At 67.5% G+C, this 16,302-nt stretch carries 14 protein-coding genes; 7 read left to right on the top strand and 7 right to left on the bottom strand.

Features of this window, described 5'->3' with window-relative positions; all coding sequences use genetic code 11:
* Positions 1-596: 596 nt before the first annotated feature.
* From OGL92_RS14690 to dksA, 5 genes are all read right to left on the bottom strand, one after another.
* Complete coding sequence (locus OGL92_RS14690) at positions 597-2,027, bottom strand: sigma-54 dependent transcriptional regulator (protein WP_263144664.1); 1,431 nt, start codon at positions 2,025-2,027, stop codon at positions 597-599.
* 144 nt (positions 2,028-2,171) lie between these two features.
* Complete coding sequence (locus OGL92_RS14685) at positions 2,172-5,126, bottom strand: sensor histidine kinase (protein WP_263144662.1); 2,955 nt, start codon at positions 5,124-5,126, stop codon at positions 2,172-2,174.
* Complete coding sequence (locus OGL92_RS14680) at positions 5,110-5,286, bottom strand: hypothetical protein (RefSeq protein ID WP_003095129.1); 177 nt, start codon at positions 5,284-5,286, stop codon at positions 5,110-5,112. Before OGL92_RS14680 ends, OGL92_RS14685 begins: the two co-directional genes overlap by 17 nt.
* A gap of 75 nt (positions 5,287-5,361) precedes the next feature.
* Positions 5,362-6,249 carry a tRNA glutamyl-Q(34) synthetase GluQRS gene (gluQRS, locus tag OGL92_RS14675; protein WP_263144659.1) on the bottom strand — a complete coding sequence of 296 codons (888 nt, stop codon included), beginning with the start codon at positions 6,247-6,249 and terminating at the stop codon, positions 5,362-5,364.
* 55 nt (positions 6,250-6,304) lie between these two features.
* On the bottom strand, positions 6,305-6,748 hold the full coding sequence (gene dksA, locus OGL92_RS14670) for an RNA polymerase-binding protein DksA (RefSeq protein WP_263144656.1): 444 nt from the start codon (positions 6,746-6,748) through the stop codon (positions 6,305-6,307).
* A gap of 193 nt (positions 6,749-6,941) precedes the next feature.
* Here dksA and OGL92_RS14665 point away from each other — a divergent pair, with 193 nt between their 5' ends.
* Both OGL92_RS14665 and sfsA read left to right on the top strand, forming a co-directional pair.
* Positions 6,942-8,120, top strand: coding sequence for a pyridoxal phosphate-dependent aminotransferase (locus OGL92_RS14665; RefSeq protein ID WP_263144655.1), 1,179 nt, complete (start codon positions 6,942-6,944; stop codon positions 8,118-8,120).
* Positions 8,117-8,827 (top strand): DNA/RNA nuclease SfsA, encoded by a 711-nt coding sequence (sfsA, locus tag OGL92_RS14660; protein WP_263144653.1) that lies wholly within the window; start codon positions 8,117-8,119, stop codon positions 8,825-8,827. Before OGL92_RS14665 ends, sfsA begins: the two co-directional genes overlap by 4 nt.
* A 34-nt stretch (positions 8,828-8,861) precedes the next feature.
* Here the strand turns inward: sfsA and OGL92_RS14655 are convergent, their stop codons facing one another.
* Together OGL92_RS14655 and OGL92_RS14650 are read right to left on the bottom strand one after the other, a co-directional pair.
* Positions 8,862-9,182: a Rieske (2Fe-2S) protein gene (locus tag OGL92_RS14655; protein ID WP_263144649.1), complete on the bottom strand. Its 321-nt coding sequence runs from the start codon at positions 9,180-9,182 to the stop codon at positions 8,862-8,864.
* Positions 9,183-9,265: 83 nt separating this feature from the next.
* The gene (locus OGL92_RS14650) at positions 9,266-11,461 is read right to left on the bottom strand and encodes a TonB-dependent hemoglobin/transferrin/lactoferrin family receptor (protein ID WP_263144647.1); all 2,196 of its coding nucleotides are present in this window, start codon (positions 11,459-11,461) and stop codon (positions 9,266-9,268) included.
* A 239-nt stretch (positions 11,462-11,700) separates the two neighbouring features.
* On the opposite strand from OGL92_RS14650, the gene OGL92_RS14645 reads away from it, so the two are divergent.
* The 5 genes from OGL92_RS14645 to OGL92_RS14625 all read left to right on the top strand — a co-directional run bounded on the left by OGL92_RS14645 (position 11,701) and on the right by OGL92_RS14625 (position 16,287).
* Positions 11,701-12,411 (top strand): energy transducer TonB, encoded by a 711-nt coding sequence (locus OGL92_RS14645; RefSeq protein ID WP_263144646.1) that lies wholly within the window; start codon positions 11,701-11,703, stop codon positions 12,409-12,411.
* A gap of 15 nt (positions 12,412-12,426) precedes the next feature.
* Positions 12,427-13,494 carry a ChuX/HutX family heme-like substrate-binding protein gene (locus OGL92_RS14640; RefSeq protein ID WP_263144644.1) on the top strand — a complete coding sequence of 356 codons (1,068 nt, stop codon included), beginning with the start codon at positions 12,427-12,429 and terminating at the stop codon, positions 13,492-13,494.
* A 104-nt stretch (positions 13,495-13,598) separates the two neighbouring features.
* Complete coding sequence (locus OGL92_RS14635) at positions 13,599-14,486, top strand: helical backbone metal receptor (RefSeq protein ID WP_263144642.1); 888 nt, start codon at positions 13,599-13,601, stop codon at positions 14,484-14,486.
* 50 nt (positions 14,487-14,536) lie between these two features.
* Entirely contained in the window at positions 14,537-15,520 is a 984-nt protein-coding gene (locus tag OGL92_RS14630) for an iron ABC transporter permease (RefSeq protein ID WP_263144823.1), read from the top strand.
* On the top strand, positions 15,520-16,287 hold the full coding sequence (locus OGL92_RS14625; RefSeq protein ID WP_263144639.1) for a heme ABC transporter ATP-binding protein: 768 nt from the start codon (positions 15,520-15,522) through the stop codon (positions 16,285-16,287). The genes OGL92_RS14630 and OGL92_RS14625 overlap by 1 nt, the downstream gene beginning before the upstream one ends.
* Positions 16,288-16,302 lie beyond the last annotated feature (15 nt).

Genomic DNA, 16,302 nt, shown 5'->3' with positions numbered 1-16,302 from the left:
TGTTCTTGTTGTTGGACCCGTTCCGGATAACCCATGGTTTCCGGAAAAACCCTCGACTCGAGGGTCAATAGCAAACGGATTGCTTTGGTCGCTGACGTTGCCTCGATCATGAAGATCCAACCAGTTCGGGTGCTGCCTCGTGGCAGTTTTATTGTTCTCGGTCTGGTCCCGGGGCTAGGCCCCTCGAGCAACTTCTCCTCCATGAGGAGCCAGTTAGTTTCCAAAAGAATCAGTTAGCTGCGCCTCCGCGTTGTTGTTTTTATTGTGCTAGAGCCGGTACGTCTTATTTTTATTGTGGGTTTCAGCGTTTGTTATTGTTGTTGTGCCTGAGATAAAGCAGATGCCGTGCCAGGTTTTTAATTCTCTTTAAAAACAATAGTTTGCGATTTTAGGTGGCGTGCGCGACAGCATTTTCCGGTGGAGTTCCGTTACCGATAGCCCCGTTTTGTTACGGGTCTTGTGGGGGTGGTAACAGCTCCGAAGGGCGAGCTAGACACCTTGCGAGATTGAAAAGGCGGCGCCGCGGGACCCATCAGGGAGGCTAGGGAAGGGCAGGGTACGCAGCCAGGGGTGGGCCTGGCTGGGGGGAAGTGCGATCAGGTGCCGGTGACGGCGCTGGTCTTGCGGCGCGGGATGCCCAGCCGTTGGCGGCGTTCCCATAGGCACTTGCGGCTGATGCCCAGCTTGCGGGCCAGTTCCGTCTCGGTCATGTGGTCCTGATGCTCCAGCACGAAATGCTGGAAATAGTCTTCCAGGGACAGGTCTTCGGTGGGTTCGTGGTTGTTGCTCGGCAGCAGCGCGCTGTCGCCGTAAGCCTCGTCCTGATCGAGGTCGTCGAGGGTATCCAGCTCGATGTCGATGCCCAGCAGCTCCGCGGAAATGTCCGGGCTTTCGCACAGGATCGCCGCCCGCTCGATGGCGTTCTCCAGCTCGCGCACGTTGCCCGGCCAGGAGTAATGGCGGATGGCTTGCTCGGCGTCCGCGGCGAAGCGCAGGTCCGGGCGGCCCATGCGGGTGCATTGGCGTTCCAAGAAGGCCCGGGCGATTTCGATCACGTCGCTGCCACGCTCGCGCAACGGCGGCAGTTTCAGCGAGATGACGTGCAGGCGGTAATAGAGGTCTTCGCGGAACTGGGCGGTCTTGGCCAGGGTTTTCAAGTCCCGGTGGGTCGCTGCGATCAGGCGTACGTCGACCTTCTGTGACTGCACCGAGCCGACCCGGCGGATCTCGCCTTCCTGCAATACGCGGAGCAGGCGTGCCTGGGCTTCCAGGGGCAGTTCGCCGATCTCGTCGAGGAACAGCGTGCCGCCGTCGGCGGCCTCCACCAGCCCGGCGCGGCCGGCGCTGGCGCCGGTGAAGGCGCCTTTCTCGTGGCCGAAGAGTTCCGATTCGATGAGGGTTTCCGGGATCGCCGCGCAGTTGACCGAGATCAGCGGCGCCTTGGCGCGCTTGGACAGGTTGTGCAGGGCACGGGCGACCAGTTCCTTGCCGGTGCCCGACTCGCCTTGGATCAATACGTTGGAGTCGGTCGGGGCGACCTTGCGGATCTTGCCGTAGAGGTCCTGCATCGGCCCGCAGGTGCCGATGATGCCGATCTCGCCTTCGGCGGCATTCGACTTGTCGGCGCCGCGGGGCGAGCCCGTGTTGCGCTCGCCGGCCGGCGCGGCCTTGGTGTTCTGGCGGTCCTTGATGATCCGGGCCACGGCCTGGAGCATCTCGTCGTGATCGAAGGGTTTGGCGATGTAGTCGACCGCGCCCATCTTCATCGAATCCACCGCGGAGCGCAGGCTGGCATAGCTGGTCATGATCAGCACCGGCGCGCCTTGGGCCAGCTTGATCAATTCGGTGCCGGGCGCGCCCGGCAGGCGCAGGTCGCTGACCACCAGATCGAAGCCCGGGATGCTGTAGCGTTCCTGGGCTTCCTGCACCGAGCCGGCTTCGCTGACCTGATACTGGTTGCGTTCCAGCAGGCGGCGCAAAGCGGAGCGGATGATGGTTTCGTCTTCGACGATCAGAATATGTGGCATTAATCAGGCTCTCTCGACGGTCTCGGAGGCGGTTCGAGGCATCGCGCGGGGCACTTCGGGAGGGCGGTGCGCTGGCGTATCCAGTGGCTGGATCGCGTCGTCGCCGAATTCCTCGCTGCGCGCGTCTTCTCTTCCCTGCACTCGCTAATTCACTGCGGACGTCGCTTCGACATACCGGGGCAGGCTCACCCGAATGCGGGTGCCGCGTTGCCGTTCGGGATCGGCCGGGCTGTCGATGGTGATTTGTCCATAATGCTCTTCCACGATCGAATAGACCAGTGCGAGACCGAGGCCGGTGCCCTTGCCGGGGTCCTTGGTGGTGAAGAACGGTTCGAACAGGCGATCCATGATCGCCTTGGGAATCCCGCTGCCCTCGTCCTCCACCACCAGTTCGACGGTGTGCTCCTGCCGCTCGCTGCGCACGCGGATGGCGCCGCCGGCGGGCGAGGCGTCGCGGGCGTTGGAGAGCAGGTTGATCAATACCTGGGCCAGGCGTTGCGGGTCGCCTTCGGCGAGGTGGTGCGGGTCGCAGAGGTTGAAGAACTGCACCTCCACGCTGCGGCGGTTCAGCGACAGCAGAGCGATGGCTTCCTGCGCCACGTCGGCCAGGCACACCGGTTCGTGGGCTTCCTGGCGGCCGCCGGCATGGGCGAAGCTCATCAACGACTGGACGATGCGCGAGACGCGCTTGGTCTGCTCGAGAATCTGTCCGCTGATCTCCGCCAGCTCCCCGTCCTCCTCGTGTTCTTCGCGCAGGTTCTGGGCGAGGCAGGCGATACCGGTGATCGGGTTGCCGATCTCGTGGGCCACGCCCGCGGCGAGGCGGCCGATGGAGGCCAGGCGCTCCGAATGGACCAGCTTGTCCTCCAGCAGCTCGGTATCGGTGACGTCCTCCATCAACAGCACCAGCCCGGTGTTACCGGGAGCCAGCGGTTCGTCGATGGCCGCCTTGTGCAGGTTCAGCCAGCGCGTCTGCCCGTCGAGGGACAGGCGCTGCTTGTGCAGGTGCTCGTCCGCCTGCCGGGTGAAGCCTTCGAGCAAGCCGCGCCAGGGCTCGTCGAGGGCCGACAGGCGCGAGCCGACCACCCGCTGCGCGGGAATCTCGGTGAGCTCTTCCATGGCCCGGTTCCACATGAGGATCTCCTGGTCCTTGGCCAGGGAACAGACTCCCATGGGCAGTTCCTGCAAGGTCTGCCGGTGGTAGCGGCGCAACGCGTCCAGCTCGGCGGCCAACCCGGTGAGGCGCGACTGGTAGTCCTCCAGCCGGGTCTCGATGAAGTGGATGTCCTCGGTGACATAGCTCTCGCTGCCGGTCTTGTAGGGCAGGAAGGTTTCCACCAGGTCCTGGGCCACGCTGGGGCCCATCAGCCCGGACAGGTTGGCCTCGATGCGGTCGCGCAGCCGTCGCAGGGCATAGGGCCGACGCTCGTCGAACGGCAGGTGCAGGTCGCGCAGCGCCTGTTCGATTTCCTTCTGCGCGGTCTTCGCCCCGAGGGGCTTGGCCAGTTGCGCGGCGAATTCCTGGGGCGAGTTGGCGCTGAGCTCGCGCCGTTGCGGACGGCGGACGTTGTCCACCATGCAGGCCTCGGCGGCGCTGCGCTCTTCCGGGCTGGCCTCGCTGAACAGCGACACCAGGGTGAACACCAGCACGTTGGCGGCGAGGGAGGCGATGGCCGCCAGGTGCCAACTGGTGTCGTCCGGCACGTAGATCATGTCCAGCAGCGGCAGGTAGAACCCCTGCGGGTCGCCGATCAGCGGCAGCAGCAGGGACAGCGCCCACACCGCCATGCCGGCCAGCAGCCCGGTGATGAAACCGCGCCGGTTGGCGGTCGGCCAGTACAGCACCGAGAGGGCGCCGGGGAGGAATTGCAGGGTGGCGACGAAGGCGACGATGCCCAGGTTGGCCAGGTCGTGCTCGGTGCCGAGCAGCAGGTAGAAGCCATAGCCGGCCATGATGATGGCGATGATCAGGCCACGCCGGGTCCAGCGCAGCCAGCGGTAGATGTTGCCTTCCGCGGGAGGCTGGTAGAGCGGAAGCACCAGGTGGTTGAGGGCCATGCCGGAGAGCGCCAGGGTGAGCACGATGATCAGTCCGCTGGCGGCGGACAGCCCGCCGATGTACGCAAGCAGCGCCAGGGCGTTGCTGTTCAGGGCGATGCCCAGCCCCAGGGTGAAGTATTCGGGCGCGGTGGCGGCGCCGACCTTCAGCGCGGCCCAGAGGATCAGCGGCACCGCCAGGCTCATCAGTAGCAGGAACAGCGGCAGGCCCCAACTGGCGCTGACCATGGCCCGCGGGTTGAGGTTCTCGGTGAAGGTCATGTGATACATGTGCGGCATGACGATCGCCGAGGCGAAGAACACCAGCAGCAGGGTGCGCCACGGGCCTTCCTGCAAGGGGGTGTGCAGGGTCGAGAGGGCGGTCTGGTTCTGCAACAGCCAGAGTTCCAACTCATGGGGCCCGCCGAACACCCCGTAGAGGGCGTACAGGCCGATGCCGCCCAGGGCCACCAGCTTGACCAGCGACTCGAAAGCGATGGCCACCACCAGGCCCTCGTGCCGCTCGCGGGTGGCGATCTGGCGGGCGCCGAACAGGATGGTGAACAGCGAGATCAGCCCGCAGAAACCCAGGGCCACCCGTTGCTGCACCGGTTCGCGGGTGAGAATGCCGATGGAATCGGCCACCGCCTGGATCTGCAGGGCCAGCAACGGCAGCACGCCGATCAGCATGAACAGCGTGGTCAGGGCGCCCGCCCAGGTGCTGCGGAAGCGGAAGGCGAAGAGGTCGGCGAGGGACGACAACTGGTAGGTGCGGGTGATGCGCAGGATCGGGTAGAGCAACACCGGTGCCAGGAGGAAGGCGCCGGAAATGCCCAGGTAGCTGGCGAGGAAGCCATAGCCGTACTGGTAGGCGAGGCCGACGGTGCCGTAGAACGCCCAGGCGCTGGCATACACGCCGAGGGACAGGGTGTAGGTCAGGGGGTGGCGGATGATCCGCTTGGGTACCACGCCCCGCTCGCTGAGCCAGGCGATGCCGAACAGGACCAGCAGGTAGGCGGTGCTGATCAGCACCAGGTGGCCGAGGCTAAAGCTCGTCAGCATCGCGTTGACTCTGCAGGATGAAGGTCACCACGATGAGGATCAGCCACAGCAGGTAGGGCCGGTACCAGGCGCCGTTGGGGTCGATCCACCAATCCATGATGGCCGGGGAGAACAGGTAGATCCCAACCACCAGGAGCAACACCAGTCGATAGATGTACATGCCGCTTCTCGCGTCGAGTGTGCGGCGATGGTACTGGAGGCCGGGGTTGGCCGGAAGCGCCGGAAGCGGGCCGGCTCAGACCAGCTGCGCTTCGGCGAGCGTGCGGGTGCGGGGGATGCCCTCGACGCGCCAATGGGCGACGCCCCACTGCAACACCCCCTCGACCCCGGCGTCGGCCAGGTCCGCCGGTGGCCGTTGGCCCAGGGCGCGCAGGGCGCGGGTCAGGAGCGGCGCGGCCTGGTCGGCGGCGAGCGGCGGCGAACGATAGGTCTTGCCCAGCTTGTGCCCATCCGGCTGGATGATCAGCGGAACGTGCAGGTAGCGCGGCTGCGGCAGCCCCAGCAGTTCCTGCAAGTAGAGCTGGCGGGGCGTGGAGTCGAGCAGATCGGCGCCGCGCACCACGTCGGTCACGCCCTGCCAGGCGTCGTCGAGCACCACCGCCAACTGGTAGGCGAACAGGCCGTCGCGGCGGCGGATGACGAAGTCGCCGACCTCGCGGCCTAGGTGCTGGCGGTATTCGCCCTGCACCCGATCGACGAAGCCATAGCCGAGCTGCGGCACGCGGATGCGCACGGCCGCCTCCTCCAGCGGGTGGCAGGCGTCGCGGCAGGTACCGCGGTAGAGGCCGCCGTTCTGCTCGAGCTGCTTGCGCGAGCAGGTGCAGGCATAGGCCAGGCCCTGTTCGGACAAGCGCTGGATCACCGCGGCGTAGGCGGCGTGACGGTCGCTCTGGCGCACGCATTCGCCGTCCCAATGCAGGCCGTAGGCCTCCAGCGCGCGCAGGATCGCGGCCTGTGCGCCGGCCATTTCCCGGGGCGGATCCAGGTCTTCCATGCGCAGCAACCAGCGGCCGCCGACGGCGCGCGCGTCGAGCCAGGACGCGAGTGCCGCGACCAGGGAGCCGAAATGCAGGTAGCCACTGGGTGTGGGAGCGAAGCGGCCGACGTAGGAGGGGAGATTCATCAGCGGAGCGGGGGCGAGGCATGTGAAACGGGGCGCCGTAGCGCCCCGTCGAGGATCAGGAACCGAGTTGCTTTTCCTTGATTTCCGCCAAGGTCTTGCAATCGATGCAGAGCGTGGCGGTGGGGCGGGCTTCCAGTCGGCGGATGCCGATCTCGACGCCGCAGGAATCGCACCAGCCGTACTCGTTTTCCTCGATCAGTTGCAGCGTCTCGTCGATCTTCTTGATCAGCTTGCGCTCGCGGTCGCGGGCGCGCAGTTCGAGGCTGAACTCTTCTTCCTGACTGGCGCGGTCGGCCGGGTCGGGGAAGTTGGCGGCTTCGTCCTGCATGTGGTGCACGGTACGGTCCACCTCTTCCATCAACTCCTGTTTCCATTTGTTGAGGATGTCGGTGAAGTGAGCGCGCATGCGATCGCTCATGTATTCCTCGCCCTTGGTCTCGACGTAGGGCTCGTAACCACGGTTCAGCTGGCTATTCTGTTGCTTCGCTTTAGTGGGCATGATGACCGCCTCTCACTCTTTCTAATTCCTGCGCAGGACCGGTTATCCGGCCAACGGCGTCGGCCCCCTGCGACTGCAAGCCGGCGAACTTACCAGATCGAATCAGGCCGCGCCACTCCCGGTTGTCGTGGCTGCTGCAGCGATCGCAGGCGGTTGGTTAGAATCCCTTCTTTGCCTCTATATAAGGAAGGCCATGGCCACCTCCTACAGCGCACGCAGCCGCGCCATCGAACCTTTCCACGTGATGGCGCTGCTCGCCCGCGCCAACGAACTGCAGGCCGCCGGGCACGATGTGATCCACCTGGAGATCGGCGAGCCGGACTTCACCACCGCCGCCCCGATCATCGCCGCCGGCCAGGCCGCACTGGCCGCCGGCCATACCCGCTATACCGCGGCGCGCGGATTGCCGGCGCTGCGCGAAGCCATCGCCGGCTTCTATGCCGAGCGCAATGGGATCACTCTCGACCCCGAGCGCATCCTCGTCACGCCCGGCGGCTCGGGTGCCCTGCTGCTGGCCAGCGCCTTGCTGGTGGACCCCGGCAAGCACTGGCTGCTGGCCGATCCGGGCTATCCGTGCAACCGCCACTTCCTGCGCCTGGTGGAGGCGTCGGCGCAACTGGTGCCGGTAGGCGCCGAGACCCACTACCAACTGACCCCGGAACTGCTGGAGCGGCACTGGAACGCCGATAGCGTCGGCGCGCTGGTCGCCTCGCCAGCCAACCCCACGGGGACCCTGCTCGGTCGCGAGGCCTTGGCCGCGCTGTCGGCGACCCTGAAGGCGCGCTCGGGGCATCTGGTAGTGGATGAGATCTATCACGGGCTGACCTACGGCTGCGAGGCCGCCAGCGTCCTGGAAGTGGACGACTCGGCCTTCGTGCTCAACAGTTTCTCGAAATATTTCGGCATGACCGGCTGGCGCCTGGGCTGGCTGGTGGCACCCCCCGAGGCGGTGCCGGAACTGGAGAAGCTGGCGCAGAACCTCTACATCAGTGCGCCGTCCATGGCCCAGCATGCCGCCCTGGCCTGCTTCCAGCCCGAGACGCTGGCGCTGCTGGAGGAGCGCCGCCACGCCTTCGGCCAGCGCCGCGACTATTTATTACCGGCGCTGCGTTCCCTGGGGTTTCGCATCGAGGTGGAGCCCGAGGGCGCCTTCTACCTGTACGCCGATATCTCCGCGTTCGGCGGCGACGCCTATCGGTTCTGTCAGCACTTCATCGAAACCGAGCACGTGGCCTTCACCCCGGGGCTGGATTTCGGTCATCACCGGGCCGAGTGTCACGTGCGCTTCGCTTACACCCAGAGCCTGGAGCGCCTGGAACAGGCGGTCGAGCGCATCGCCCGGGGCCTGCGGACCTGGGCGGCGGTCCGATGAGGTTCGAGCCGGCCCTGGAGGAAGGCCGCCTGCTGCTGCGCTACAAGCGCTTTCTCGCCGATATCGAGACGCCCGCCGGGGAGCGCCTGACCCTGCACTGCCCGAACACCGGCTCGATGCTCAACTGCATGAGCCCCGGCGGGCGCGTCTGGTTCAGCCGCTCCAGCGATCCGCGGCGCAAACTGCCGGGGACCTGGGAGCTCAGCGAGACGCCCCAGGGCCGCCTGGCCTGCATCAACACCGCGCGGGCCAATCCGTTGGTGGAGGAGGCGCTGCGGGCCGGCACGCTGGCCGAGCTGACGGGCTTCACCGGGTTGCGCCGCGAAGTGGCCTACGGCCAGGAGCGCAGCCGCATCGACTTCCGCCTCGACTACCCCGAGGGCCCGGCCTACGTCGAGGTGAAAAGCATCACCCTGGGGTTCGCCGATACCGCGGTGGCGGCTTTCCCCGACGCGGTGACCCAGCGCGGCGCGAAGCATCTGCGCGAGCTGGCCACCCTGGCGTGCCAGGGCGTTCGCGCAGTGCAACTGTATTGCGTGAACCTGAGCGATATCGAGCGGGTACGCCCGGCGGCGGAGATCGATCCGCTGTACGCCGCGGCCTTGCGCGAGGCGGTGGCCGCCGGCGTCGAGGTCCTGGCCTATGGCGTCGTGCTGTCGACCGAGGCGATCCGCCTGGAGCGGCGCCTGGACGTGCTGATCGACTAGGGCTGGCGCGGGGGCGCGGTTTCCTGCATGGCGTTCAGTCCGTCTGCACCCAGAGGCCCTGGTCGTCCTCGCGACACGCCAGCGCATGCAGGGCGTCGCCGGCACAGGGGCCGGCGACGCATTCGCCGGATTCGATGAGGAACAGGGCGCCGTGGGTGGCACAACGGATCAGGCTGCCGCTGTCGTCGAGAAACCCGTCGGCCTGCCATTCCAGCGGCACATGGCGGTGGGGGCAACGGTTTTCATAGACATAGGCCTGGCCGTGCCTACGCACCGCCAGCAGCCTGATATTTCCGAGTTGGAAGCCCCGGCTCTGGCCTTCGGCCAGTGCATCCGGGGCGCAGAGCAGGATCATCGGCGCCTCCGCGAAAGGCGGGCATTATCCCGCTCCGCCGCGGCTTGCCAAGAGGGGTGCGCGTCCCTGCGCCGAACGGGGCGTCAGATTTCCCAGATCAGGTTGACCGCCGCGTGGCGGCCGGGTTGGCTGAAGCGTTGCAGGCCGGCGGTGTTCTCGCCGAGGCCCTGGACGTCGGCCCACTGCCAGTATTGCTTGTCGGTCAGGTTGAACAGCCCGGCGTTCACCGAGAAGGCTTCGCTGACCTGCCACCAGCCGTTGAGGTCGAGCACGCCATAGCCGGAGGTCTCGAACTGGTCGGTGGTCTGGCTCTTGTCGACGCGCTGCTTGGCCGCCACCAGGGTCCAGTTCAGCTCGCCGCCGAAAGTGCCGCTCTGCTCGCTGTAGCCCACGCCGAACACGCCCTTGAGCGGGTCGACGCTGTTGATCGGCTCACCGGTGCCTTCGTCCTTGCCGCGGGCGTAGGCCAGCGAGCCCATGGCGCGCCAGCCGCCGGGAAGGCCCAGGTGGTCGAGGAACAACTCGCCCTTGGCCTCGGCGCCGCGGATGGTCACGCGGTCGCGGTTGACGTACTGGAACTCGCCGTAGGGATAGCCGGGCACGCTGGAGGGGCGGCTGACCTGCTCGATGAAGTCGTCGTAGCGGTTGTAGAACAGCGAGACGCCGAAGCTGCCGAGGTCGTACTGCCCGCGCAGGCCCAGCTCGTAGCTGTCGCTGGTTTCCGCCTTGAGGTTGGTGTTGGCCAGGGTGCGGTACATGCCGGGGTTGATGAACTCGCCGAAGATCTCCACCGCCTGCGGGGCGCGGAAGCCGGCGGCGTATTGGCCATAAACGCTGTGGTGATCGTCGACCTGATAGGTGATGCCGAACTTGGGCGAGACCGCCGAATCCTCGAAGTCGCTCGGGCTGGCATCGGTGGCCTGACTGTTGAGGTACTCGCCGGTGGCGTGGGGTTTCATCTCATAGCGGTCGTAGCGCAGCCCAGGTAGCAGGGTCCAGCGGCCGATAGCAATGCTGTCCTGCACGAACAGCGCGTACTCGCTGGTGGTCGGGTCGGGAAAGTCGCTGGTGGGCAGTACCGGCGTACGGACCCCGCTGGCCAGCACGGTCTCGCCTCCTTCGCGCAGGTCACTGTTCTTCAGGCGCTTCAGGTCGACGCCGTAGACCAGCGCGTGGCGGGTCTCGCCGAGCTCGAACGCCTTGTCCAGCTTGCTGTTGAAGACCCAGAGCTTTTCCTCGTAGTGGGAATCGCGGGTGCGGTAGCGCGGCTGGTTCGCGACCACACGATCCTCGTAGGTGCGCTGGCGGGTCTGGCTGTCCTGATAGCTCAGTTGAGTCTGCATGCGATCGGCCAGCGGGTTGTCCAGGCGCAGCGTATGGGCCAGGGAGAACCGCTCGCGGTCGACGGCGTCGTCGGCGTCCTGGGTGCGGATGGTCGCGGTGCGGCTGTAGTTGCTCAGCACGCGGGTATCGACGTCGTTCTGGTAGCGTTCGTAGGTGAATTGCAGGCGCTCGCCCTCGGCGTAGTCCCAGCCGGCCTTGGCCAGCAGGTTGTCCGTGGTGTAGTCGAGCGGGTTGGTCTTTTCCCGCGCGCTGCCGATGCCGCCTTCATGGCCGTCGCTGTCGGTCGCCTGGCCGGTGCGCCGGCCGAGGTGCAGCAGGCCGTCGACGCTGCCCTGGCGCCCGGCCAGGGTGGTGCTGCGCAGCCAGCTGTCGTCGGCGCCGTCGTAGCCGGTCTTCAGGCGCGCGTAGAAGTCGTCGCCGTCCTCCAGGTAATCCGCGGCGTCCTTGGTGAGGAAGCTCACCGCGCCGCCGATGGCATCGCTGCCATAGAGCGAGCTGGCCGGCCCGCGGATGATTTCCACCTGCTTGAGGGTGTCGGGGTCGACGTAGTCGCGCTGCGCGCTGAGGAAGCCGCCGAAGGAGAAGGCGTCCGGCATGCTCACCCCGTCCACCTGGGTCAGCACGCGGTTACCGCCGATGCCGCGGATGGTGAAGCCCGAGAGCCCGAAGCGGCTGCCGCTGCCCCCCACCGAGACGCCCGGCTCGTAACGCACCAAATCCTTGATGTCCCTGACGTTCTTCTGGTCGATGTCGCGTTCGCTTTGCACCGACACGGTGCTCGGCACTTCGCCGAGGGTCTGTTCGTTCCGCGTGGCGGTCACCGTGACGGTATCGAACTGGGTGGCGGTCTTCTCCGCGGAGAGTGCGAGCGACGGGCTGAGCAGCAACAGGGCCAGCCAGGGACGAAGAGCGTGAGGAGGACGAACGGGCGACATGGATACTCCTGGTTATCGAGTTCCAGCCGACGCACGCGGAGCCCGCCGGGCGAACCCATGGGGTTGATGGCCCTGTTCGCGGGGACTTCGGATCGTCTCGGGCTTTCGCCCACCCTCTGCGGGGTTCAAACGTCCGCGTGCGTGGCCGGGGGTTGGCATCGGCGGCAAACCTTAGTCACCTTGACAGATAAATGCAAATAATTATCAAATGTATTCGTCTTTAGGATGTCGAAGCTCCGATGCTGCGCCTGACCCTCTACCTATTGCTGTCGCTCGCCTTGCACGCCGGTTTCGGCTGGTTGCTCCGCGAGTCGCCGCAGGTCGCCGGCGGAACCCACAGGAACGCGGCGGCCAGCGTAATACGGATCAGTCTGGCGCCGCTGGAGTCGCCAGCGGTTTCGGCGAATACGCCAAGCGCCTCGCCCGCACCCGTTGCGCCGGTTGTGGCCAAGCCGTCGAAAGCGGTCGAGCCGCCGCGTAGGGTAGAGGCGAAACCGCCGATCGCCCGGATCGAGCCCAGGGCTCGTTCCTCCGAGGTTCGCGCCAGGCCAGCCGAGCCACTCGCCCCGGCGGCCGGCACGGACCGGCCCGCGGCCTCGCCGGTCGCTCCGCGGCAGGTCGCGTCCTTGCCGGCCGCTCCGGCCGTCCCGGCTGCAGTGGAAGTGGTGAGCCGGGAGCCGGCATTCCTGCAACCGCCGACGCCACCGCGCTACCCGACCCAGGCCCGCCGCCGCAATCAGCAGGGGGTGGTCTGGGTGGAGGTCCGCCTGGACGAATTCGGGCAGCAGCGCGAGCTCAAGCTGTTGCGTTCGTCGGGGGTCGAGAGCCTCGACGTGGCTGCCCTGGAAGCGGTATCCGTCTGGCGTTTTCGCCCGGAAACCCAGGAGGGACGCCAAGTACCCAGCCGCGTGCAAATACCGATTCAATTCGCCCTGAAAGCGAACCCTTGATCCCAGGAGAATCCCATGACCGTCCAGATTCAGGCCGCCCCCGAACCTTCCGCGCTCTACCAGGCCTGGCAGGCCCTGCGTAACCAGCAGCCACGTCTGCGCAGCCGCGATGCCGCCGCCCATCTCGCAGTGAGCGAAGCCGAACTGACCGCCAGCCGCCTGGGTGTGGACGCGGTCCGTTTGCGGCCCGAATGGGCGAGCCTGCTGCCGGCCCTCGGCGACCTGGGTTACGTGATGGCTCTGACCCGCAACGAGCACTGCGTGCACGAGCGCAAGGGCTATTACCGGGAGGTGTCGATCATGGCCAACGGCCAGATGGGCCTGGTGGTTTCCGCCGACATCGACCTGCGCCTGTTCCTCGGCGGTTGGGCCAGCGTCTTCGCGATCGCCGAGTCCACCGCCCGGGGCCTGCAACGCAGCATCCAGGTCTTCGATCACCAGGGCACGGCCGTGCACAAGGTGTTCCTCACCGAGGAAAGCGAGGACAGCGCCTGGGAGCCGCTGGTCGAGCGTTTCCGCGACGAGGACCAGCAGGCGCGTCTGGAGCTGCGCCCGCTTCCCGCGGCCGAGGCGCCGCGCGCGGATACCCAGGTCGACGTCGCGGCGCTGCGCGAGGGCTGGGCCGCTCTCAAGGACACGCATCACTTCTTCGCCTTGCTGAAAAAGCACGGCGCCACCCGCACCCAGGCCTTGCGCCTGGCCGGCGGGGCGTGGGCCGAAGCGCTCGACCCCGCGGAATTGCCGCGGCTGCTGGAGGCGGCAGGGGCGAGGCGGATTCCGATCATGGTGTTCGTCGGCAATCGGCACTGCATCCAGATCCACAGCGGGCCGGTGCAGAACCTCGCGTGGATGGATACCTGGTTCAATGTGCTCGATCCGGAGTTCAACCTGCACCTGAAGACGCCGGCGGTGGCCGAGCTGTGGCGGGTGCGCAAGCCCAGCAGCGACGGGGTGATCACCAGTTGGGAGGCCTTCGATGCCGACGGCGAACTGATCGTCCAGTTGTTCGGCGCGCGCAAGCCCGGCATCCCCGAGCGCGAGGACTGGCGGACGCTGGCGGAGGAGGCCGCGGCACTGGCCTGAGCCGTCGTCCGTTGCCATAACCGCGGCGAACCTGCTTTGCTTGTAACCCTGGCGCCCGGCCTCTGCCGGGCGCCGTCGTCACTGGATCCCTGGAGCGATATCCGATGCGCCTAAGCGCCTGCCTCACCGGCCTCTGTGCCAGCCTTGTATTCAGTCTTTCACTCGCGGCCGAACCGCTGCCCCAGCGCTGGGTCAGCGCCGGCGGCAGCCTGAGCGAATGGGTGGTCGCCCTGGGGGCGGAGGACAGACTGGTCGGCGTGGACACCACCAGCCAGCATCCGGAGTCCTTGAAAGGATTGCCGAGCATCGGCTACCAGCGGCAACTGTCCGCCGAAGGCATCCTCGCCTTGCGACCGGATATTCTCGTCGGCACCGAGGAGATGGGCCCGCCGCCGGTGCTCGCGCAGCTCGAAGCCGCCGGTATCCGCATCGAGCGGTTGTCGGCCAAGGCCGACGAACAGGCGCTGGCCGACACCCTCACCCGGCTCGGCGAGTGGCTGGGCCTGGCGCCGCGTGCGGCCCAGGTGCTCGCCGACTACCGGCAGCGCCTGCAACGCCAGGCGCAATGGGTGGCACACGCCCAGGCCGAACGCCCGACACCCCGCGTGCTGCTGTTGCTCGGGCACGCCGGCGATCGACCGATGGCCGCCGGCAAGGACACCTCGGCGGAGTGGCTGATCGAGCGCGCCGGCGGTCGCAACGTCAGCGAGCACCAGGGCTACAAGGCGATTTCCAGCGAGGCCCTCGCGGCCCTCGACCCCGAGGTGGTGATCTTCACCGACCGCGCCCTGCAAGGCGACGCCGCGCGGCAGGCGCTGCTCAAGCAGAATCCTGCCCTGGCCGCCACCCGGGCGGCGCGGGAGGGCCGCTTCCTGCCGCTCGATCCGACCCTGTTGGTGGGCGGCCTCGGGCCGCGCCTGCCGGACGCTCTGGCCGCGCTGTCGGCGGGGTTCTATCCGAAACCGGCGAGCGGCGCTCGGCCGCTCCCATGAAGGCCACGATTCAGCCCCGTTGCCTGTTCATCGTCCTGGGCGGGGTGCTCCTGCTGGCCATCTGGTTCTCCCTGGCACTGGGACCGGTTAGCCTGCCCCTGGGCGAGACCCTGCGGGCCGCCGGGCGCGCACTGGGCTTGCCGCTGGCGGGCGAGGGATTGCAGCGCGCCGAGCTGATCCTCGGCCAGATTCGCCTGCCGCGTACCCTGCTGGGCCTGGCGGTGGGCGCGGTCCTGGCGCTTTCGGGAGTCGCCATGCAGGGGTTGTTCCGCAACCCGTTGGCCGATCCCGGCTTGGTCGGCGTCTCCAGTGGCGCGGCGCTCGGTGCGGCGATGGCCATCGTCGGCGGGTCGCTGGTGGGCGGTTGGCCCGACGCCGTGGCGCCTTACCTGCTGTCCTTCAGCGCCTTCGGCGGCGGCCTCGGCGTGACCTGGCTGGTCTATCGACTGGGGCGCCGGGACGGCCAGACCAGCGTGGCGACCATGCTGCTCGCCGGGATCGCATTGACCGCCCTGGCCGGCGCGGCCATCGGGCTGTTCACCTACCTGGCGGACGACGCCACCTTGCGCACCCTGACGTTCTGGAACCTCGGCAGCCTCAATGGCGCCAGCTATGCGCGGCTGTGGCCGCTGTTGCTGGTGACCGTCGCGGTCGCCGGCTGGTTGCCGCGCCGCGCCGCCGCGCTGAACGCCTTGTTGCTGGGCGAATCGGAGGCACGGCACCTGGGTTTCGAGGTGGAGCGGGTCAAGCGCGAACTGGTGTTCTGCACCGCGCTGGGGGTCGGCGCCGCCGTCGCGGCGGCCGGCATGATCGGTTTCATCGGCCTGGTGGTGCCGCATCTGATGCGCCTGCTGGTCGGGCCCGACCACCGGGTCCTGTTGCCGGCCTCGATGCTCGCCGGCGCCAGTCTGCTGCTCCTGGCGGATCTGCTGGCGCGGCTGTTGCTGGCACCGGCGGAATTGCCCATCGGCATCGTCACGGCCCTGCTCGGCGCACCCTTCTTCCTTTATCTGTTGTTGCGGGGACGTGTCTGATGCTGCGAGCCGAACGCCTTGGGGTCTGCCGGGGCGCCACCCCGGTCCTGGCGGACATTGACTTGGAACTGCGGCCCGGCGAAATGCTCGGCGTGCTCGGGCCGAACGGCGCCGGCAAGAGCACGCTGCTCGCCGCGCTGTGCGGCGAACTGCCCGCCACGGCCGGACGGGTCAGCCTGGACGAGCGACCGCTCGGCGACTGGCCAGGCCCGGAGCGGGCCCGGCGCTTGGCGGTGTTGCCGCAGACCTCCACCCTGGGGTTCGCGTTTCGCGTGGAGGAGGTGGTCGGCATGGGCCGTCTGCCCCATGCCAGCGGGCGTCAGCGCGACGCCCAGATCGTCGAGGAGGCCTTGCGCGCGGCGGACGCCTGGCACCTGCGCGGGCGCAGCTACCTGGCATTGTCCGGGGGCGAGCGCCAGCGCGTGCATCTGGCGCGTGTGCTGGCGCAGCTGTGGCCGGGCGCCGAGGGACAGATACTGCTGCTCGACGAACCCACCTCAATGCTCGACCCCCTGCATCAGCACACGACTTTACAGGCCGCCCGGGATTTCGCCGGCGAGGGCGCCGCGGTCCTGGTGATCCTCCATGACCTGAACCTGGCGGCCCGTTACTGCGATCGTCTGCTGCTGCTCGATGCCGGCCGTCCCCATGCGCTCGGCAGTCCCGAGCAGGTGCTCAGGGTCGAGCCGCTGCAAGCGGTCTTTGGCCTCGAGGTGCTGGTGCAGCACCATCCGGAGCGCGGCCATCCGCTGATCGTCGCCCGTTGAGATCACAGGCGCCCG

It is taken from the genome of Pseudomonas sp. RIT-PI-AD, from assembly GCF_025642785.1.
GTDB lineage: Bacteria > Pseudomonadota > Gammaproteobacteria > Pseudomonadales > Pseudomonadaceae > Pseudomonas_T.
Note: the sequence above shows the minus strand (reverse complement) of the source record. Positions and strands in the feature narration are given on the sequence as shown.

Bases quoted from the DNA above. Each gene is read 5' to 3' on its own strand.
- OGL92_RS14635 (WP_263144642.1), top strand. From the start codon at position 13,599: ATGCGCCTAAGCGCCTGCCTCACCGGCCTCTGTGCCAGCCTTGTATTC.
- OGL92_RS14625 (WP_263144639.1), top strand. From the start codon at position 15,520: ATGCTGCGAGCCGAACGCCTTGGGGTCTGCCGGGGCGCCACCCCGGTC.
- OGL92_RS14650 (WP_263144647.1), bottom strand. From the start codon at position 11,461: ATGTCGCCCGTTCGTCCTCCTCACGCTCTTCGTCCCTGGCTGGCCCTG.
- OGL92_RS14685 (WP_263144662.1), bottom strand. From the start codon at position 5,126: ATGCTGACGAGCTTTAGCCTCGGCCACCTGGTGCTGATCAGCACCGCC.
- dksA (WP_263144656.1), bottom strand. From the start codon at position 6,748: ATGCCCACTAAAGCGAAGCAACAGAATAGCCAGCTGAACCGTGGTTAC.
- OGL92_RS14645 (WP_263144646.1), top strand. From the start codon at position 11,701: ATGCTGCGCCTGACCCTCTACCTATTGCTGTCGCTCGCCTTGCACGCC.
- OGL92_RS14690 (WP_263144664.1), bottom strand. From the start codon at position 2,027: ATGCCACATATTCTGATCGTCGAAGACGAAACCATCATCCGCTCCGCT.
- OGL92_RS14640 (WP_263144644.1), top strand. From the start codon at position 12,427: ATGACCGTCCAGATTCAGGCCGCCCCCGAACCTTCCGCGCTCTACCAG.
- OGL92_RS14655 (WP_263144649.1), bottom strand. From the start codon at position 9,182: ATGATCCTGCTCTGCGCCCCGGATGCACTGGCCGAAGGCCAGAGCCGG.
- sfsA (WP_263144653.1), top strand. From the start codon at position 8,117: ATGAGGTTCGAGCCGGCCCTGGAGGAAGGCCGCCTGCTGCTGCGCTAC.
- gluQRS (WP_263144659.1), bottom strand. From the start codon at position 6,249: ATGAATCTCCCCTCCTACGTCGGCCGCTTCGCTCCCACACCCAGTGGC.
- OGL92_RS14680 (WP_003095129.1), bottom strand. From the start codon at position 5,286: ATGTACATCTATCGACTGGTGTTGCTCCTGGTGGTTGGGATCTACCTG.
- OGL92_RS14665 (WP_263144655.1), top strand. From the start codon at position 6,942: ATGGCCACCTCCTACAGCGCACGCAGCCGCGCCATCGAACCTTTCCAC.